The sequence below is a fragment of the Stenotrophomonas sp. 2YAF22 genome, from assembly GCF_052114665.1.
Taxonomy (GTDB): domain Bacteria; phylum Pseudomonadota; class Gammaproteobacteria; order Xanthomonadales; family Xanthomonadaceae; genus Stenotrophomonas; species Stenotrophomonas indicatrix.
On the sequence record NZ_JBFRFE010000012.1, the window covers coordinates 1 to 19339 of the forward strand.

20 protein-coding genes are annotated in these 19339 nt (G+C 66.8%); 5 read left to right on the forward strand and 15 right to left on the reverse strand.

Translation table 11 applies throughout. The features are described from left to right. From AB4Y84_RS01105 to AB4Y84_RS01150, 10 genes are all read right to left on the reverse strand, one after another. Positions 1–566, reverse strand: a 566-nt coding sequence (locus tag AB4Y84_RS01105) for an endolytic transglycosylase MltG (RefSeq protein WP_442249681.1), incomplete at its 3' end; no start/stop codon positions are given. A 212-nt stretch (positions 567–778) separates the two neighbouring features. Beyond that, a complete protein-coding gene (locus tag AB4Y84_RS01110) occupies positions 779–2143 on the reverse strand; it encodes an aminodeoxychorismate synthase component I (RefSeq protein ID WP_442243917.1) in 1365 nt (454 codons plus the stop codon). Between the two features lie 92 nt (positions 2144–2235). Further along, positions 2236–3498, reverse strand: a complete 1263-nt coding sequence (fabF, locus tag AB4Y84_RS01115; protein ID WP_164281031.1) for a beta-ketoacyl-ACP synthase II — start codon at positions 3496–3498, stop codon at positions 2236–2238. Positions 3499–3643: 145 nt separating this feature from the next. Next, entirely contained in the window at positions 3644–3883 is a 240-nt protein-coding gene (acpP, locus tag AB4Y84_RS01120; protein WP_025874077.1) for an acyl carrier protein, read from the reverse strand. A 152-nt stretch (positions 3884–4035) separates the two neighbouring features. After that, positions 4036–4779: a 3-oxoacyl-ACP reductase FabG gene (gene fabG, locus AB4Y84_RS01125; RefSeq protein WP_025874078.1), complete on the reverse strand. Its 744-nt coding sequence runs from the start codon at positions 4777–4779 to the stop codon at positions 4036–4038. Between the two features lie 82 nt (positions 4780–4861). Beyond that, positions 4862–5806, reverse strand: coding sequence for an ACP S-malonyltransferase (gene fabD / locus AB4Y84_RS01130; RefSeq protein WP_025874079.1), 945 nt, complete (start codon positions 5804–5806; stop codon positions 4862–4864). Between the two features lie 165 nt (positions 5807–5971). Continuing rightward, positions 5972–6754, reverse strand: coding sequence for a serine/threonine protein phosphatase (locus AB4Y84_RS01135; protein ID WP_312787665.1), 783 nt, complete (start codon positions 6752–6754; stop codon positions 5972–5974). Between the two features lie 73 nt (positions 6755–6827). Further along, positions 6828–7805, reverse strand: coding sequence for a beta-ketoacyl-ACP synthase III (locus AB4Y84_RS01140; protein WP_442249682.1), 978 nt, complete (start codon positions 7803–7805; stop codon positions 6828–6830). Positions 7806–7896: 91 nt separating this feature from the next. Then, complete coding sequence (gene rpmF, locus AB4Y84_RS01145) at positions 7897–8091, reverse strand: 50S ribosomal protein L32 (protein ID WP_025879386.1); 195 nt, start codon at positions 8089–8091, stop codon at positions 7897–7899. Positions 8092–8198: 107 nt separating this feature from the next. Then, entirely contained in the window at positions 8199–8708 is a 510-nt protein-coding gene (locus AB4Y84_RS01150) for a YceD family protein (protein ID WP_312787669.1), read from the reverse strand. A 115-nt stretch (positions 8709–8823) separates the two neighbouring features. Between AB4Y84_RS01150 and AB4Y84_RS01155 the strand changes: the two genes are divergently transcribed. Beyond that, positions 8824–9396: a Maf family protein gene (locus AB4Y84_RS01155; protein ID WP_363730142.1), complete on the forward strand. Its 573-nt coding sequence runs from the start codon at positions 8824–8826 to the stop codon at positions 9394–9396. Between the two features lie 72 nt (positions 9397–9468). On the opposite strand, the gene AB4Y84_RS01160 is transcribed toward AB4Y84_RS01155, so the two are convergent. Next, positions 9469–11310 (reverse strand): glycosyltransferase family 39 protein, encoded by a 1842-nt coding sequence (locus tag AB4Y84_RS01160; RefSeq protein ID WP_442243920.1) that lies wholly within the window; start codon positions 11308–11310, stop codon positions 9469–9471. Between the two features lie 44 nt (positions 11311–11354). Between AB4Y84_RS01160 and AB4Y84_RS01165 the strand changes: the two genes are divergently transcribed. Genes AB4Y84_RS01165 through AB4Y84_RS01180 form a run of 4 tightly spaced genes read left to right on the forward strand, consistent with a single transcriptional unit; the run spans position 11355 to position 15721 of the window. Then, positions 11355–12308 carry an AAA family ATPase gene (locus AB4Y84_RS01165; RefSeq protein WP_312110733.1) on the forward strand — a complete coding sequence of 318 codons (954 nt, stop codon included), beginning with the start codon at positions 11355–11357 and terminating at the stop codon, positions 12306–12308. A gap of 2 nt (positions 12309–12310) precedes the next feature. Further along, positions 12311–13255 carry a DUF58 domain-containing protein gene (locus AB4Y84_RS01170; protein ID WP_312110732.1) on the forward strand — a complete coding sequence of 315 codons (945 nt, stop codon included), beginning with the start codon at positions 12311–12313 and terminating at the stop codon, positions 13253–13255. After that, a complete protein-coding gene (locus tag AB4Y84_RS01175; RefSeq protein WP_442249683.1) occupies positions 13248–15197 on the forward strand; it encodes a transglutaminase family protein in 1950 nt (649 codons plus the stop codon). The genes AB4Y84_RS01170 and AB4Y84_RS01175 overlap by 8 nt, the downstream gene beginning before the upstream one ends. Further along, positions 15194–15721 (forward strand): Slp family lipoprotein, encoded by a 528-nt coding sequence (locus AB4Y84_RS01180; RefSeq protein WP_223494354.1) that lies wholly within the window; start codon positions 15194–15196, stop codon positions 15719–15721. The genes AB4Y84_RS01175 and AB4Y84_RS01180 overlap by 4 nt, the downstream gene beginning before the upstream one ends. Positions 15722–15800: 79 nt before the next feature. Here AB4Y84_RS01180 and AB4Y84_RS01185 read toward each other — a convergent pair whose 3' ends face one another. The 4 genes from AB4Y84_RS01185 to dnaX all read right to left on the reverse strand — a co-directional run. Further along, positions 15801–16160 carry a histidine triad nucleotide-binding protein gene (locus AB4Y84_RS01185; RefSeq protein WP_176021598.1) on the reverse strand — a complete coding sequence of 120 codons (360 nt, stop codon included), beginning with the start codon at positions 16158–16160 and terminating at the stop codon, positions 15801–15803. 66 nt (positions 16161–16226) lie between these two features. Continuing rightward, positions 16227–16826: a recombination mediator RecR gene (gene recR / locus AB4Y84_RS01190; protein ID WP_025879377.1), complete on the reverse strand. Its 600-nt coding sequence runs from the start codon at positions 16824–16826 to the stop codon at positions 16227–16229. A 111-nt stretch (positions 16827–16937) separates the two neighbouring features. Next, entirely contained in the window at positions 16938–17258 is a 321-nt protein-coding gene (locus AB4Y84_RS01195) for a YbaB/EbfC family nucleoid-associated protein (RefSeq protein WP_025879376.1), read from the reverse strand. A 6-nt stretch (positions 17259–17264) separates the two neighbouring features. Further along, the coding region (gene dnaX, locus AB4Y84_RS01200) for a DNA polymerase III subunit gamma/tau (RefSeq protein ID WP_442249684.1) at positions 17265–19339 on the reverse strand (2075 nt) is incomplete at its 5' end.

Sequence of the window (19339 nt, forward strand, 5' to 3'; positions counted from 1 at the left end):
CCGTGGGCACGCTTGAGTATGTCCAGGTCACTGTCGCCGCGCTGGTAGACGTAGGTCTCCGGCAGGAAGCGGCCTTCCGGATGCTGGCCGGCGAAACCGAGGCGGTCCATCAGTGCTGCGTCATCGAGGGTGTCGGTGGTGTGCAGCAGCGGATCAGCGCGTTTGAGCGCGGCGCGCAGCTGGCGGATGTTCCAGCCTTCGATGATGGTGACGCGGTGCTGCAGCACCTTGCCCGCGCGCATGCGCAGCAGCAGCTCGCGCGGGGTCAGGTCCTTGCTCAGTGCGTACTCGCCCACCTTCAGCTTGCCGGCGGCGTCCAGCTGGCGCGCCAGCAGCTGCCACTGGGTGTCCTGGCCCTCGTCCACGCCGGCCTCGCGCAGCTTGCGCAGCACGCTGTTCATGCCATCGCCGCTGGCGATGACCACGCTGTCCGCACTGGGGGTCAACGGCACGTCGGCAAACTGGCTCTGCTTGTAGAAGAACCACGCGCCCGCGCCGGCCACGATGGCGGCCAGCACCAGCAGCAGCGTTACCACCAACAGACACCCGCGCTTGGCTCCCGCCATGGACTACCTCTGAACTCGATTCCGTCGTGCAGGATACCGTGCCGGTGGTGTGGGGTCATGATCGGAGCCACGCATCCGTGCCGACCAACGGTCGGCACCCACCCGCCATCTCCAGTAGATCCACGCCATGCGTGGATGACCCGCCATGGAGGCATCCGTGCCGACCAACGGTCGGCACCCACCCCGCCGGGCCATACCGGCGGGGCCGCCCCTCAGCCCTGCTGCCCCAGCGCCCGCAGCAGGCCGCGGGCCTTGGCCCGGGTTTCGTCCAGTTCCTTGTCCGGGTCCGAATCGACCACGATGCCGGCTCCGGTGCGGAAGCTGACCTCGCTGCCGTCCACTTCGGCGGTGCGGATCAGGATGTTCAGGTCCAGGTCGCCATCGCGGTTCAGCCAGCCGAACGCACCGGTGTACGCGCCGCGCGGCACCTGCTCCAGCTCGCTGATGATCTGCATGCAGCGCACCTTCGGGCAGCCGGTGATGGTGCCGCCAGGGAAAGTGGCGGCGATCACTTCGCCTGGGGTCACGTCCGCGCGCAGGTGGCCGCTGACGTTGCTGACGATGTGGTGCACGTGGGCGTAGCTTTCCACGGTCATCAGCTCATCCACGACGACCGTGCCGGGCAAGCAGATGCGCCCGAGATCGTTGCGCTCCAGGTCGATCAGCATCACGTGCTCGGCGCGCTCCTTGGGATGGCCGACCAGCTCCTGGATGCGCGCGGCATCGTCGTCGCCCTCGAAGCGCGGACGGGTGCCGGCGATCGGGCGGGTCTGCGCGTGGCCGCCATGCACCGATACCAGCCGTTCCGGCGACGAGCTGACCACATGCCGGCCGTGCGCACTGAACAGGCCGGCAAACGGCGCCGGATTGGCCCGTCGCAGCTGCGCGTACAGCGCCTGCGGGCTGACCGGCGCTGCGAAGTGTGCGCTCCAGCGTCGCGACAGGTTCACCTGGAACACATCGCCGGCGCGAAGGTATTCGATCACCCGGCGCACGCCCTCGGTGAAGCGCTGTGGCTCGTCTTCGCTGACCGACTGCGGCGGCTGCCAGCCCTGCCCGGCCGGCGGCAGTTCACCCGCTACCAGCGCGACCAGCGAGTCCAGCAGCGCTTGCTCGCCCGCTTCGGCAATGAGGAAGCTGGCGTCGGCCTGGTGGTCATGCAGCACGGCGGCCGGGCAGCGCAGGGCAAGTGCGGTCGGCCGGCCGTCATCGCGCGCGCGCGCCGGCAGCACCGGTTCGACCTGGCTGGCCACTTCGTAATCGAGCATCAGCGCCCAGCCACCGCGGAACGGCAACGCGTGGCCGCCGTCGTGCGGCAACCGCTGTGCCTGCCATGCGCGGTCCAGCGCCTGCAGGAAGCTGCCGGGCTGCACCGCGCCGTGCTGGTCGCGCACCTGGCCATCGGCGTCCAGCTGCAGGGTGTCGCCCTGCGCGGCCAGCAGCAGGCTCCAGCGGCCCTGCGCGGTGCCCGATGCGGTGGACTCCATCAGCAGCGGGAAACGCGCAGGCTCGCGCTGCTGCAGGGCCAGCAGGTCGATCGGGTGCGGCAGCGAGTGGATCAGCGGGGCGTGGGTCATGGCAGCCAGTTCGGGAGACGGATACACGGAAGCCGCCTTGCGGCGGCCTCGTGGTTGGCCGAGCCGAGCATGGCTCGACCCTACAGGAGCGATCAGACGCGCTTGAAGATCAGCGTGCCGTTGGTGCCGCCGAAACCGAAGCCATTGGACATCACCACGTCGACCTTGGCCTGGCGTGCTTCGTTGGGCACGTAGTCCAGGTCGCAGCCTTCGCCCGGCTGCTGCAGGTTGATGGTCGGCGGAATCACGTTGTCGCGCATTGCCAGCACCGAGAAGATCGCTTCCACGCCGCCGGCAGCGCCGAGCAGGTGGCCGGTCATCGACTTGGTGGAGCTGACCATCATCTTGTAGGCGTGGTCGCCGAAGGCGGTCTTCATCGCCATGGTCTCGCCGAGGTCGCCCAGCGGGGTCGAGGTGCCATGTGCGTTGAGGTAGCCGACCTGGTCCGGGGTGACACCGGCGTCCTTCATGGCCATGGTCATGCAGCGCGCAGCGCCTTCGCCGTTCTCGCTCGGCGCGGTCATGTGGTACGCGTCGGAGCTGGCACCGAAACCGGCCAGTTCGCAGTAGATCTTCGCGCCACGTGCCTTGGCGTGCTCGTACTCCTCCAGGATGAGGATGCCGGCGCCGTCGCCGAGCACGAAGCCGTCACGGTCCTTGTCCCACGGGCGCGAGGCCTGTTCCGGAGCGTCGTTGCGGGTGCTCATCGCCTTCATCGCGCAGAAGCCGCCCAGCGCCGTCGGCGAGGAGCCGCGCTCTGCACCGCCGGCCACCATCACGTCSGCRTCGCCGTACTGGATCATGCGCATGGCGGTGCCGATGGAATGGTTGGAGGTGGCGCACGCCGAGACCGCCGAGAACGACGGGCCCTTCAGGCCACTGATGATGCTCAGCTGGCCCGGCAGCATGTTGATGATGGTCTTGGGCACGTAGAAGGGAGAGATCTTCTTCCCCTCGTGGAACTCGATGGTCTGCTCTTCGATGCCGAGCAGGCCGCCGATGCCGGCGCCAACGATGGCGCCAATGCGGTCGGCGTTGGCGTCGGTGATCTCCAGGCCCGAATCATGCAGGGCCATGAAGGCGGCACCGAGGCCGTAATGGATGAACGGGTCCATCTTCTTGGCATCCTTGCCGCTGACCCGGTACTTGCCGAACAGTTCATTGTCGGCGGTGATGTCAAAGCCTTTGACCTCACCTGCGATCTTGGTGGTGAACCGTTCCAGGTAGGCATCAGAAACGTTGGTCAGCGGACCGATGCCCGAACGACCGTGGGTGATGCCTTCCCAGCTGCTGGCCAGATCATTGCCCAACGGCGAGACCATACCCAGGCCGGTTACGACGACGCGACGCTTCATTGCTGATTCTCCTGACCCGAACGTTCTTTGCGGGTAACGCGGTTTACTTCGGTGTGGTACGCAAACACACGGGGCCGCAAACAGCGGCCCCATGGGGTGTCGTGCGCGGCGAGCTCAACGCCCGCACGCGCACTGACGTCCTGCATCAGGCCTTGACGTGGGCCGTGATGTAGGTGATCGCAGCCTGCACGGTGCTGATCTTCTCGGCTTCTTCGTCCGGGATCTCGCACTCGAATTCTTCTTCCAGCGCCATCACCAGCTCGACGGTGTCCAGCGAGTCAGCACCCAGGTCATCGACGAACGATGCGCTGTTGGTGACTTCTTCTTCCTTGACGCCAAGCTGTTCGATGACGATTTTCTTGACGCGTTCTTCGATGGTGCTCATGGGATATCGCTCCAGATGGAGTAGTGGTTCAAAAGTGGTCGCCATCAAAGGCGATGGCCGTGGGATAGTGTAGTGGAAACCGGCGTGACCTTGCATTGCAGCAAAAATCCTCGCAGATCAACCACTTGCGGCGCGATCCCTGCGCCCCTTGCTTACGGCATGTACATGCCGCCGTTCACATGGAGAGTTTCGCCGGTGATGTAGCCGGCAGCCGGGCTGGCCAGGAAGGCCACCGCATGGGCGATGTCCTCCGGCGAACCCAGGCGTTCGAGGGCGATGTCGCCGATCAGCGCGGTACGCGCTTCTTCCGGCAGCGCCTTGGTCATGTCGGTGTCGATGAACCCCGGCGCGACCACATTGACGGTGACGCCGCGCGAGCCGATTTCCTTGGCCAGCGACTTGGAGAAACCGATGATGCCGGCCTTGGCGGCGGCATAGTTGGCCTGGCCGGCATTGCCGGTCACACCCACCACCGAGGCGATGTTGATGATGCGGCCCTTGCGCGCCTTCATCATGCCGCGCATGACGGCCTTGCTGGTGCGGAACACGCTGGTCAGGTTGGTGTCGATGATCGACGCCCAATCGTCTTCCTTCATGCGCATCAGCAGGTTGTCGCGGGTGATGCCGGCGTTGTTGACCAGGATCGAGATCGGGCCGAATTCCTTGGCGATACCGTCAAGCACGGCATCGAGCGCGGCAGCGTCGGTGACGTTCAGCGCGCGGCCATGACCACCGTGGGCGGCCAAGCGTTCGCCGATTGCGGCGGCGCCGGAATCGGTGGTCGCGGTGCCGATGACGGTGGCGCCCTGGGCGGCCAGCAGATCGGCGATGGCGGCACCAATGCCGCGGCTGGCACCGGTGACCAGTGCGATTTCACCCTGCAGGGGCTTGCTCATGATGTTTTCCTCAGGCTGGGGCGGCCGCCGCACCCGTGCCGCTTGCAGCGGCCACCGGCACGGTCGGCAGGAACAGGGGCAATCAGGCCGACCACGTCTCGCGGGCGGTTTCGAAGTCGCCCGGGGTGGCCAGGGAACGGCCATCGATGGCCTTGTCGATGCGCTTGACCAGACCGGTCAGCACCTTGCCCGGGCCGCATTCGGCGATCCGGGTGACGCCACGGGCGGCCAGCGCCTGCACGCAGCCGGTCCACTGCACGGGCTGGTACAACTGCTGCACCAGCGCGGCGCGGATCGCGTCCACACCGTCGTGCACCTTGGCGTCGACGTTCTGCACCACCGGCAGCTGCGGCAGCTGCCAGGACAGGCCAGCCATCACTTCGGCCAGACGGTTGGCGGCTTCGCGCATCAGCGGGGTATGCGAGGGCACGCTGACGGCCAGCTTGACCGCCTTGCGCACGCCCTTCTCGGCCAGCAGCGCCAGCGCGCGGTCGACCGCGGCAGCGTCGCCGCCGATCACGATCTGGCCCGGCGAGTTGAAGTTGGCCGGAACGACCACCTGGCTGCCGGCAGCTTCTGCGCAGACGTCCAGCACCAGCTGGTCTTCGGCACCGAGCACGGCGGCCATCGCGCCGACACCTGCGGGAGCGGCGTCCTGCATCAGCTGGCCGCGCAGGCGCACCAGGTGCGCACCGTCGTGCAGGCTGAGGGCGCCAGCGGCGACCAGGGCGGTGTACTCACCCAGGCTGTGGCCAGCCAGAACCGACGGACGCGGACCGCCCACGGCATTCCAGGCGCGCCACGCGCCGATGCTGGCGGCCAGCAGGGCCGGCTGGGTGTATTCGGTACGGTTGAGCATTTCCTCCGGGCCGCCCTGGGACAACGCCCACAGGTCGACGCCGGCACCATCGGATGCCTCGGTGAAGGCCTCACGCACCTGCGGGTGCAGTTCGGCCAGCTCGGCCAGCATGCCCACAGACTGCGAGCCCTGACCGGGGAAGACAAAAGCGAGGGTGGATACGGTCACGCGGTCATCCGCTTGTTGCAATCGAAGCGGGCCATGATAAGGGGGAACATGCCGTGTCGTCTGTACGTGCGCGTATGCACGCGTATGGAGGCGGCCTGCCGGATCGGCCAGCGGGTGATGCCGGCCAGCGGCCGGCACTACCTGACGCTGCGAGCTGCCCCGCTGTCAGCAGAGCAGCTGCAGGATGTCCAGCTCGCCGTCGGCAAACCAGTCCATGCACAGGCCGACCACCATCAGCAGGCCCAGCGTGGTGGCACCGTGGGTGATGAAGATGGAGTGGGCCAGCGCGCGCGCCGACCGCCCCAGCTTCATGCACACCCGCGCCAGGCGCTGCAGACGGCCACTGACGGCGTGCACGTGCGCACGCACCGGTGCCTGCACGCCGTTCATCGCCTCGGCCATCATCGCCTGCAGGGTTTCAGGGCGGTCGGCGTAGTACTTGGCCACGCCGTAGCCGAACATCAGCCAGTCACGCGCCTGCGCCTCGGCCAGGTCCATGACTTCCAGCGGATCTTCTTCAAAGTCGATGAAACCGACGTTCTGGCCATCCCAGGTGAGGTTGCGCGGCAGCGGCTGGCCAAAATAGGCGCCACGACCGTGCGCTTCGGCAATGGCCTGCATCGCCGCAGCCACAAGGCGATCGCGGCCGGCGTCATCGGCTTCACGCAGGCAGGTATTGAACGAGCTGCCGTTGTCGCCGATCACCAGCGCGGCATGGCCACTGCCGATCACCGGGGGCACGTTCACTCCCTGCGCCTGCAATTCAGACAGACGGCGGGCCTCGGTTTCGCGCGCGGCGTCGCCACCGCGGTGCGGCGGCGGGCGCAGGGCATCGAGATGGAACCGGCGGGCAACAAAATTGAGCAGGCCCAGGGCCACTGCTCGGCTTCCTTCGCCGTACTGCTTCAGCCAGGCGCGCTGCCCTTCGATGACGATGGGCTCAACCATGACAGTCTCCTTTAACGCATTACGGCCCCAGAGGGGCCGTAACGACGGTTTCACGTTGTCGTAACTGGCACTATCAATAGCGCAGCAGTGCCGAACCCCACGTGAAGCCACCGCCGAACGCTTCCAGCAGCAACAGCTGACCGCRCTCGACCCTGCCGGAACGAACGGCAGCATCCAGCGCCAGCGGCACCGAGGCGGACGAGGTATTGCCATGCTTGTCGACGGTGACCACGACCTGGTCCATCGACATGTCCAGCCGCTTGGCGGTGGCTTCGATGATGCGCAGGTTGGCCTGGTGCGGGATCAGCCAGTCCAGGTCGGACTTGGTCAGCCCATTGGCATCCAGGGTTTCGTCCACGACCGAGTCCAGCGCCTTGACGGCGTACTTGAACACGTCGTTGCCCTTCATGTTGATGGTGCCGCCACCATTGTTGCCTTCACCGAAACCGACCGAGACGCCGACCGGATTCCACAGCAGCTCTTTCTTGCTGCCATCCGAATGCAGGTGGGTACTGAGGATCCCGGTTTCTTCGTCGGCCTTGAGCACGACGGCGCCCGCGCCATCACCGAACAGTACGCAGGTGGTGCGGTCTTCCCAGTCGACGATGCGGGTCAGGGTTTCCGCACCGATCACCAGCACATGGCGGGCATCACCGGAGCGTATGAATTTGTCAGCCACGCTGAGCGCGAACACGAAGCCCGAACAGGCTGCGTTGACGTCGAAAGCAGGGCAGCCGCTCACACCGAGCTTGGCCTGGATCAGGCACGCGGTGGAGGGAAAGATCAGATCAGGAGTGGTCGTGCCGACCACGATCATGTCGAGCTGCGAAGCGTCGATACCCGCTGCTTCGATCGCACGCAGCGCGGCCTGGTAGCCGAGATCGCTGGTGGTTTCGCCTTCGGCAGCGATGTGCCGTTCACGGATACCGGTGCGCGTCTGGATCCACTCGTCCGAGGTCTCGACCATTTTTTCCAGGTCGGCGTTGGTCAGGACTTTTTCCGGCAAATAGCTACCGGTGCCCGCGATCCTCGAGTAGATCCGCTTGCTCATCATGTTTCCTGTTGCACGAGCCGCCGTTCACCGGCGTGCCCGGGAAAGAAGGCGAAGGCCGCTGCCCAGCGGGCAGCGACCTTCCGGCACATCAGTCTTCCTGGACAGCGGAAGACTTGGTCTGGATGACCTTCTTGCCGCGGTAGAAACCGTCAGCAGTGATGTGGTGACGCAGATGCACTTCGCCGGTGGTCGGGTCGGTCGACAGCTGCTTGGCGCTCAGGGCGTCATGCGAACGACGCTGGCCACGACGGGACGGGGTAACACGGGATTTCTGGACAGCCATGGGATTGCTCCAAACTCGGTTCGTTTTGCTTCGTCGTTTCGTCGCACAGGACGCCAGCGTCCAGCACACTTTTCGCTTTCGCCGCAGCCGCCGACGACAACCGGCTGCTATTGTTTCTTCAATGCCGCCAACGCCGCGAACGGGTTGGCCTTTTCAATTTCTTCTTCGGTCGGTGCCCAGTCCTTGTCGACTGCCTCACCGTACGGCGACAGGGGTACCACCGGCACCGCCAGCACCAGTTCGTCCTCGACCAGGTCCAACGGACGCAGCTGGCCGTCTTCCGGCACCAGCAACGGCTCGTATTCCTCCGGCAAAGACGATTCCTCGTCTTCCTCGCGGATCAGGCCAAGCCTCTGGGTCATCTTCACCGGCAGCAGGAAACGCTGCATGCTGCGCTGACAGGTCAGCGGCAGCGCGGTATCGATGCTGAGTTCCACATAGGATACCCGCAAGATCTCGTCGCGACCGAATTCGAGCGAGTAATTACACTCGCCTTCGGTATCTGCGACAAGCCCCTGCAGGCGAGTCAATTCAGCCAGGGACACCTGACCGTCGAAGCGCCTTCGCGCTACGACCATCCGCCAGGCATCCAGCGTTTCGGGTACGTTCGCGGACATAAGCCGCCGAATATTAAGGATCGGCAGGTCGCGTGTCAAATGGCTGCCATGGAAGGCTTGCTGTGRCTGGCTGTGCCGAGCCAGACTGCCGCGCCCTGCTCCTGGAAATTCCCGCATGCCCGCCCTGGTCCTGGCCTCCACCTCCCGCTACCGCCGCGACCTGCTGGAACGGCTGGGCCTGCCCTTCGACTGCGCACGCCCGGAGGTGGATGAGACCCCGCAAGCCAACGAGGCCCCGCTGGCGCTGGCGTCGCGCCTGGCCAGCGCCAAGGCGGCCGCAGTGGCCGCCCGCCATCCCGGCCGCTGGGTGATCGGCTCGGACCAGGTGGCGGACCTGAACGGTCAGCCGCTGGGCAAACCGGGCACGGTCGAGGCGGCCTGCGCGCAGCTGGCGGCGATGTCCGGGCAGACGGTGAGATTTCATACCGCCATCAGTCTCACCCGAGACGGAGAATATTTTTCGGCGATCGATTTGACCCAGGTGCGCTTCCGCGCGCTGCAGGCGCCGGAGATCGCCCGCTACGTGGCCATCGAACAGCCGCTGGACTGCGCCGGCAGCTTCAAGTGCGAAGGCCTGGGCATCAGCCTGTTCGAGGCCATCGACAATCGCGACCCCACTGCCCTGATCGGGCTGCCGCTGATCGCGCTGTGCGGATTGCTGCGCAAGGCCGGATTCTGCGTGCCGTAACCCTGCCCGCCCGAAGGTGGAGCCAGACCCGCGTCGAGCCGAATGCAGGCCCGTCACGGGAGGCACGACGCCTCAGCGCTTTTCCACCACGAACGGCTGCTCCTGCCACTGCTCCACGCTGCCATCGCGACCATGCAGGCGCAGCCCCAGCCAGTGTTTTCCCGGTGACAACGTACCCGTATCGAACGTTGCGTCGAAGCCGACAGCCGGATGCTGCGGATCGGTGCTGTCCGGCCATGTGTGGCGGATATCGAACACGCGTCCATAGGTGGCATCGCCGATCGAACGACCATCCACCAACACTTCAACCCGCGACAGGCCGACACCTTCCTTGAACGCCCAGCCCTTGATCGCCAGCGTGCCGCTCACCACGTCGCCATTGGAAGGGGCGTCCAGCCAGGCCAGTGCGGGCGCTACGCATGGCCCCTGCGCATGCTGCACCGGCAGGCGGAACAGCAGGAAGCGCTGGAATCCGTGGTCGTTGCTGACCACACGCGGTGGCGGCAGCGGCCCGACCTGTTCGCAGATGGCGTGATAGCGGGTGAGCAGATCGCGGAAACGCTGATCGCTGGGCGACAGCACCAGCAGCATCGGCACGTCGCGCTCGCCCTCATGTACCAGGTTCCATTGCGCCAACTGCGCGGTACGGCCGTGCTTGTCGTTGAGCGGATGCGGCAGCACTTCGATGTCGCCGCGGCCCAGCTGGAAGCCCAGTTCGGCGCCCACCTTGAAGTTGCCAGCCAGCACGCGGCTGCCTTCCGGCATCTGCTGCAGCTCTTCGCTTACCGCAGCGGCCAGCGGCTGCCAGCCGGCGAAGTTGCGCGGGTAGTACTTGTCGCCGGCCAACTGCTCGCGCAGCGATGACGAGGACGCCATCAGGTAATAGCCGAAGGCCAGTACCATGCCCAGCCCGGCCAGCCACCAGCCTGTACGCCGCAACCAGCGCGGCCAGCCGTTGAGTATCACCGGCACTGCCACCAGCAGGGCCAGATAGCCCGGCAGCGGCCAATGGAAGCTGATGCGCTCGACGTCGGTGAAAAAACCCAGTGCGAAGATGCCCAGCGTCGATACGCCGCCGACCAGGCCGAAATACCGCCACTGCACGCGCGCACCGCCGCCGCTGCGGGTGCCAGCCAGCGCCACTTTCCACATCGCGATGCACAGGATGGGCGTCACCAGCATCGGCTGGATCACCAGGAACCACAGGCCGCGCCACTCGAACGCCCACGGATGGCGCTCGACCACTTGGAACTTCAGACCGGCATCGTGATTGTCGGCATTCCAGGCCAGCAGCGGCAGCCATGCCAGTACGCCGATGGCCAGGGCCACCCACACGCGTGGATCGGTCAGCATGCGCCGGCCCTGCGGCAGCGCCAACAGGGCAACGAAGCCGACGCCGATCACGCCGATGAAACGATAGTGGCTGAGCGCGCCGATCAGCAGGCCCAGCGCCAGCTTTACCGCCGAGGAGGCGTCGACGTTGCGCAGCAGGCGTGCGCCGGCGTCCAGGCACAGCACCGCCGCCAGCGCCATCGGCACATCGGGTACGGCCAGCAGGCCCAGCGTGGCCGACAACGGCATCAGCAGCGTCAAGCTGCCGGCCTGCCAACCTGCAACATTGCCGAACCAGCGCGCCGCAATGCGCGATACCAGCAGCGGCAGCACTGCGCCGATGGCCAGGAACGGCAGGCGCAGCGCAAGCACGTGCTGGCCCCCAAGTTCCACACCCAGGCGGGTCAACCAGGCCGTCAGCCCCGGCAGATCCGAATAGGCCGCAGCCAGATGCTGGCCTTCCTGCCAGTAGAACGCCTCATCGACGAACAACGGCAGGCGTGCGGCCACGACCAGCTTGGCCGCTGTGACGAGCGTCCATAACCAGAGAAAAATCGTACGTGCGCGTTGTTCGCCCTGCATTGCTCTATGGATAGAATCGACCGGTTACCGAACTTGAGACGACCATGACAGCTTCGTCCCCCATTCCCAGCATGCTAACCGATCAACTGCGTCAGTCCCTGCGCAATGCGCAGGACCAGGTCAATGCGCTGGTGCTGGGCAAGGTGCACGAGGTGCGGTTGGCCTTCGTGGCCCTGCTCTCTGGCGGCCATCTGCTGATCGAAGACCTGCCCGGCCTCGGCAAGACCACGCTGGCCCATGCCTTGGCCAGCAGCCTGGGCCTGAGCTTCCAGCGCGTGCAGTTCACCTCCGACCTGCTGCCGGCCGACGTACTCGGCGTATCGGTGTACGACGCCGGCAGCCGCCAGTTCCAGTTCCATCCCGGGCCGGTGTTCACCCACGTGCTGCTGGCCGACGAGATCAACCGGGCGCCGCCGCGCACGCAGAGCGCCCTGCTGGAAGCAATGGCCGAGCAGCAGGTCACCCTCGACGGTCAGACGCATGCCCTGCCCGATCCGTTCTTCGTGATCGCCACGCAGAACCCGGTGGATCTGTCAGGCACCTTCCCGCTGCCCGATTCGCAACTGGACCGTTTCCTGCTGCGGCTGGCGATGGGCTACCCCAGCCCACAAGCGGAACGTGAGCTGCTGCGTGGCAGTGATCGTCGCGACCTGATCGCCCGCGCGCTACCCCAGCTGGACGACAACCAGGTACGCGCACTGCGCGAGGCCGTCGGCCAGGTGCATGTCAGCGACGCGCTGGTGGACTACGTGCAGGCATTGTTGACCCGCAGCCGCCAGCACGCCGGCGTGCGCGTGGGACTATCGCCGCGCGCCGGTCTGGCCCTGCTGCGCGCAGCCAAGGCACATGCGCTGCTGCTCGGCCGTGGCCACGTAGTGCCCGAAGACGTGCAGACGCTGTTCGTAGCGGTGGCCGGCCATCGCCTGGTGGGCGAAGCCGAGTCGAGCTCGGGGCCGGCGCTGGCACGCGCGATCCTGCAGACTGTCGCGGTCGATTGAAGATGGCATCGCATGCCCGGCGACTGTTGCAGCTGGCACGCCCGCGCACGCCGGAGTCGTTGCCGCAACGGCTCGACCGCCGGCGCATCTACGTGCTGCCCACCCGCTTCGGCCTGTTTGTGGCCTGCCTGCTGGTCGCGATGTTGCTGGGTGCGCTGAACTACAACAACAACCCTGCGCTGTTGCTGGCGCTGCTGCTGGCCGCGGCAGCAATTGCCAGCGCCATCGCCGCGCACCTGCAGTTGTCGGGTGTGCAGATCGACGCGATTTCCGCCGAACCGGTGCCAGCCGGGCAACCGCTGCGCCTGCGCGTGGACCTGTCGCTGCGCGACCCACGAGCGCGCCACGGCCTGCACCTGCAACTGGGCGACAGCGAAGCCTGGCTCGACCTGCCCGCACACGGTCGTGGTGAAGCCGAGCTGGAAGTGCCCAGCCAACGCCGCGGCTGGCTGGACCTGCCGCGTATCCGCCTGTCCACCACACAACCGCTGGGCCTGGTGAGGGCGTGGTCATGGGTGTGGCCGGAAGAACCCCTGCTGGTCTACCCGCTGGCAGAAGCGAAGGCGCCACCGTTGCCGCAGCAGGGCAGCGATCCACTGCACACCCGCGCCCACGCCAACGGCGAGGAACTGCATCAGCTGCGCCCGTATCGCGCTGGAGATCCACCGCGCAGCATTGCCTGGAAACACTCCGCACGCCGCGACGCGCTGCTGGTACGCGAATACGAGAAGCCGATAGGCATCGAAGTGGTTCTGGACTGGCGCGCGCTGGCACCCTTGGGCCAGGAGGCCCGCATCGCGCGGCTGGCACGCTGGGTGGATAGCGCCGAACGCGAAGGCCGTCGCTACACACTGCTGCTGCCGATGCACCCGCCGATCGGCCCTGGCCAGGGCGCCAGCCACCACCACCTGTGCCTGCGTGCGCTGGCGTTGCTTCCCCATGACTGAATCTGCCCTGCTGCTGGACCGCAACACCCGCACGTGGACGCTGGCCAGCGCCGCACTGGCCCTGTTGCCGCTGCTGCTGCAGCTGCCCACCACGCTGGCCGGGTTGATCGCCGTGGCAGCAGTGATCACTGCAGCACTGTCGCAGCGCGGCATGCTGCCGATGCCGGTGCGCGTACTGCTGGTGCTGGGCATGCTGGCCGCCATCGCCTGGCAGATGGGGGCGGTACGGCCAGGCCGGGATACCGGCTGTGCACTGCTGGCGGCGATGCTGGCGATCAAGTCCAGCGAGCTGCGTACCCTGCGCGATGCGCGCAGCCTGCTCGGCTTTGCCCTGTTCTCACCGTTCGCGGCCTTCCTGCTCGACCAGGGGCCGCTGACCACCGTACTGGCCATGCTGGCCGGTACCAGTGCCCTGATTGCCCTGCAGCGGCTGGCGCAGGGTGAAGGCCGCAGTGCGCCACCGCCGCTGTCTGCGCAACTTCGCGGCGTCGGTCGCCTGCTGCTGATCGGCCTGCCGCTGGCGCTGGCCTGCTTCTGGCTGTTCCCACGATTGGCCACGCCGCTGTGGGGCATTCCCGAACGCGCCGTCGGCACGCCCGGGCTGTCGGACACGATGGAGCCGGACAAGTGGCTGGACCTGATGGCCGACGACACCCCGGCCCTGCGGGCGCAGTTCTTCGGCGCGGCTCCAGAGCCGGCGCAGCGCTACTGGCGCGGGCCGGTACTGACCCAGTTCGACGGGCATGTCTGGCGACGCGACCGCCGTACCGAACGTTTGCCACCTGCCGTCGTCGAGCACGGCACGGAGGGCTGGGACTACCAGATCGATTACGAACCCACCGACCGCCGCCAGCTGGTCGCGCTGGACCTGCCCACCACCGCACCGGAAGGCAGCCGCCTTGATGCAGCGCTGAGCCTGAGCAGCGACCGCCCGTTGTCCGCGCTGAGCAGGTGGCGTCTGCATTCGGCCCCGCCGCAACGCTTTGATGCCACGCTGTTGCCGTATCAGCGCAGCGCAGCGCTGCAGTTGCCGGAAGGCTTCAACCCCCGCACGGCAACCCTCGCCCGACAGTGGCGACAGGACGCCGGAAGCGATGATGCCGCCGTGGTCCGTCGCGCCCTGGCATGGATCACCGCGGATTTTTCGTACACGCTGGAAACACCGGCCGCCGGGCGCGATCCGGTCGATGCGTTCCTGTTCGACTACAAGGCCGGCTACTGCCAGCATTTCAGCTCGGCCTTCGTTGTGCTGATGCGCAATGCAGGAATTCCGGCGCGGGTGGTCACCGGTTTCGCCGGCGGCACCCACAACCGGATCGGCGACTRCTGGGTACTGCGGCGGATGGACGCCCATGCCTGGGCTGAGGTGTGGCTGCCCCAACGCGGCTGGGTGCGCGTCGACCCGACAGCGGCAGTAGCACCCGAGCGCATCCTGGACACGCTTGACGACCGTCTGCAGGCCGGTGCCGATACCGGACTGCAGCAGCGCTGGGTGCAGCTGGGCCAGGTCGGCGACTGGATGCGAAGGGGCTGGAACGAACTGGTGCTGTCCTTTGACGCGCGCCGCCAGCAGCAGTTGCTGCAACCGTTCGGGCTGGACGACCTCGGCCCCGGACAGCTGCTGGCCGGCTTCGTGATGGCCGCGTTGCTGGCACTGGCGTGGATGGCGTGGCTGCTGGCTCGTGGCGAACGCGAGCGTGACCCGCTGCTGCGCGCCTGGCATCGGCTGGGGCAGCGCTATGCGCGGCTGGGGCTGGGCCGCGAACCGCACGAACCCGCCCTGCACTGGGCCCGCCGGGTCCACGCACAGCGCCCCGACCCGGCCCTCATCACACTCAGCCAGCGTTTCGCTGATGCACGCTACGCTGGCACTTGTACCGAGCTCGCCCCATTATTGCGGGACCTGCGCAGGCATCGCCCGACTTCCGGAGCCTCCCCATGAATACCAAGTTCCTCCTCACCGCCGTGGCCGCCCTGGCCCTGTCGGCCTGCGCCACGGCCCCCAAGCCGCTGCAGGGACAGTTCAGCCTGGTTTCCCCGCGCGACTCGGTTGCCACCCAGCAGGTCGGCACGCCGGTGCGCTGGGGTGGCCGGATCATCGAAACCAAGCCCGGACAGGGTGAGACCTGTTTCCAGATCATCTCGCGCCCGCTCAACGGTAGCGGCCGTCCGAACACGACCTCTTCCGATGCCAGCGACGGCCGCTTCATCGCCTGTCGTTCCGGCTTCTACGATCCGGCCGTGTTCGAAGCCGGCCGCGACGTGACCTTCATCGGCAAGATCGATGGCTACGCCAATACCCGTATCGGCGATTACGACTATCGCCTGCCGAAGCTGTCTGCCGACGTGATCTACCTGTGGCCGGAGCAGCGCCAGGTCGATGTGGTGCCCTACCCCTACGGACCGTGGGGCCCGGGCCCGTATGGCCCGTACTGGGGCGGTTACCGCGGCTGGGGCTGGTGGTAGTCCAGGCCCGGTACGCATGATGCACAAGGCCGCCCATCGGGCGGCCTTTTTTCATCCACGCCATGCGTGGATGGCTGCCTCAACGCCCTGGCGTACCGAAGTGACCCAGCGGCGCGCCAGCCAGCAGATGCATGTGGATATGGAACACGGTCTGCCCGGCGTCTTCGCGGCAGTTCATCACGATGCGGTAGCCGTCCTGCGCGAAGCCTTCCCGACGCGCGTACTCGGCGGCGGCCAGGGCCAGCTTGCCGATCAGGTGCGCCTGCGATGGCTGCAGGTCATCCAGGGTCGGGATGATCTCGTTCTTCGGAATGAACAGCACGTGCACCGGCGCCTGTGGTGCGATGTCCTTGAAGGCCAGCACGTCTTCGTCTTCATAGACGATGGTGGCCGGGATCTCGCGACGGATGATCTTGCTGAAGAGGGTTTCGCTGCTCATGGTCGGCCTCGGCGGGGTGTTTTCCGCATTGTAGGCCGGTAACGCCGGGGCATGCCCGGCATCGACTCAATCGCGCACTTCGCTGCGGGTGCCGAACGCATGCGACAGCGTGCCGCGATCGACGTACTCCAGCTCACCGCCGAGGGGCAGGCCCTGCGCCAGTCGACTCGGCCGCACCTGGCGGGCACGCGCCAGCTGCGCGAGATAGTGCGCGGTAGCTTCGCCTTCGACGGTGGCGCTGGTGGCAATGATCAGTTCCTGCACTTCCGCTTCGGCCAGGCGCTGTTCCAGCTGTTCCAGACCCAGCTCGCGCGGGCCGATGCCATCCAGCGGCGACAGGCGCCCCTGCAGCACGAAGTAAACGCCGCGATAGCCGGTGGCGTTCTCGATCGCCAGGCGGTCAGCCGGCGATTCCACCACGCACAGCTGGCTGCGCTCACGGCTGCCATTGGCGCAGGTCGGGCACAGCTCGGTTTCGCTGAAGTCTCGGCACTGCGCACAGTGACCGATGCGTTCAACCGCCTGCGCCAGCGTCTCGGCAAGGCGTTTGCCACCTTCGCGCTCGCGTTCGAGCAGGTGGTAGGCCATGCGCTGTGCCGTCTTCTGGCCTACGCCAGGCAACACCCGCAATGCATCGATCAGTTGTTCAAGCAGGGGTGCGGACACGGCGGCGTGTTCTGTAGAGCCGAGCGTGCTCGACTGGAAATTGCGGGCAATCGAGCACGCTCGACGCTACACAGTGCATGGCACCCGGCAGTGCGGGTGCCACGCAGGGCATCAGAACGGCATCTTCATGCCCGGCGGCAGCTGCATGCCGGCGGTGGCCGAACCCATCTTCGACTTCGACTCGGCGTCGATCTTGTTGGACGCATCGTTGAAGGCGGCGGCGATCAGGTCTTCCAGCATTTCCGGATCGCTGGCCAGCGACGGATCGATGCGTACCTTGCGGCACTCCTTGGCGCCGGTCAGGGTGACGCTGACCATGCCGCCACCGGCGCTGCCGGTCACTTCGATCTTGGCGATTTCTTCCTGGGCCTTCTGCAGGTTTTCCTGCATCTTCTGGGCCTGCTGCATCAGTTGGGCGATATTGCCGCGCATGTCGTCTTACTCGTCAAAAGAACGGATGGAATCGGAAACAACCCGGGCGCCGTGCTGCTGGATCAGCAGCTGGACTTCCGGATCGTCCATGAAAATGGCCTCGGCAGCCTGCTGCCGCTCGCCACGCTGGCGGTCTGCGCGCTGGTGCAGGGTCTCGGCCGGGACCTGCTCGGTTTCCACGGTTTCGACCACGATCTTCAGCGCGTGGCCAAGGGACTTTTCCAGCACCTCGCCCAGCGCTGCCAGCGCGCGTTCGGAGCGCAGGTATTCAAATCCGGGCGAAAGGCCCAGTTTCAAGACCCCATGCTGGCAGCTGATGAAGGCCGCATTGGCAGCCAGCTGTCGCGAGGGACCGCTCAGGCCACTGTTGGCGATCAGGTCGAGCCAGTCTTCGGCACAGGCCAGGTCACTGACGCTGCCTGCCGGCGGGGCTTTTTCCTTTGCCGCAACCGGTGCCGGGGCGATGTCGATACCCTCGGCAYGGAATGGACGCTCCGGCGCGGCAACAGCCTCTGCAACCGGCTGTGAAGCCGGCGGCGGCGGCTCGTGCCACGGCGCGACCATGGCCGCGTCGGGCGTTGCCATCTCGGCCGCCAGCACTTCATCGCGCGCGCCAGCCGCGTCGGTTGCCCACGGCGRCAGGTCGTCTGCCTCAGCAGGTGCCTTGGCCGTGGCCGCCTCGGGAGCCAACTGTGCCTTCATCGGCAGCGGTGACCCGGGTTCCTCGATCGGAGCCGGTTCAGGTTCAGGGGTCGGATCTGGTTCCGGGGTCGGCTCGGGCTCCGGCTCGGGTTCGCGCTGTGGCGCCGGGTTCGGCGTCTGCGCGGTTGCCTCCGCCAGCACGGGTACCGTAATTGCCTGCGTGACCGCTGCGGCTTCTGGCGCCGCAGCAGCGGCCGGTGCAGCTCCTTCGTGGCTGCCAGCAAGGCCGCCCCCGGTCTGGCCCGTACCGGTCGGTGCGCTGCCACCCGAGGATTCCGGTGTACGCGGCACCGACGGCACGGCAGCCGCAGGGCGGAACGCCAACATGCGCAGCACGGCCATTTCAAAGCCGGCGCGCGGGCTGGGCGCCAATGGCAGATCGCGACGACCATTCAGGGCCATCTGATACCAGAGCTGGACCACCTCCGGGCGCAGGCGTTCAGCAAACACGCTGGCATCCAGTCCCTCGGCAGCGGCGGACGCGCCCGGCACCAGTTGCTGCACCTGGATGCGGTGCAGGCCCTCGGCCAGCGCATCGAGCACCCCGCTCCAGTCCGGCGAGAACTCGGCCAGCGCCGCCACCACCTGCAGCAGGCGCGGGCCATCGCCCTCGGCCAGGGCATCGAGCATGGCCGCCACCTGGGTGCGGTCGACCGTGCCCAGCATGGTGCGCACCACGTCCTCACGCAGCGCACCGCCGGCATAGGCAATGGCCTGGTCGAGCAGCGACAGGCCGTCACGCAGGCTGCCGTCGGCGGCCTTGGCCAACTGCACGATGGCGGTCGGGTCCGACTCGATCTCCTCGGCGGTGAGGATGCGGGTCATCTGCCCCTGGATCTGGTCTTCATCCAGGCGCTTGAGGTTGAACTGCAGGCAGCGGCTGAGCACGGTGACCGGCAGCTTCTGCGGGTCGGTGGTGGCCAGCAGGAACTTCACATGCTCCGGCGGCTCTTCCAGCGTCTTCAGCAGCGCATTGAACGCAGCCTTGGACAGCATGTGCACTTCGTCGATCAGGTACACCTTGTACTTGCCACGCGAGGGCATGTACTGGGCGTTCTCGATCACCTCGCGCACATCGTCCACGCCGGTGTTGGACGCGGCATCGATTTCCAGCAGGTCGATGTAGCGACCGGCGTCGATGTCCAGGCAGGCCGCACACTGGCCGCAGGGATCGGCACTGGTGCCCTGTTCGCAGTTCAGCGACTTGGCGAAGATGCGCGCGATCGTGGTCTTGCCCACGCCGCGGGTACCGGTGAACAGGAACGCGTGGTGGACCCGGCCGCTGTCCAGCGCATTGCTGAGCGCACGGACCACGTGTTCCTGGCCCACCAGCTCGGCAAAACGCTTCGGACGCCACTTGCGGGCAAGGACGAGATAGG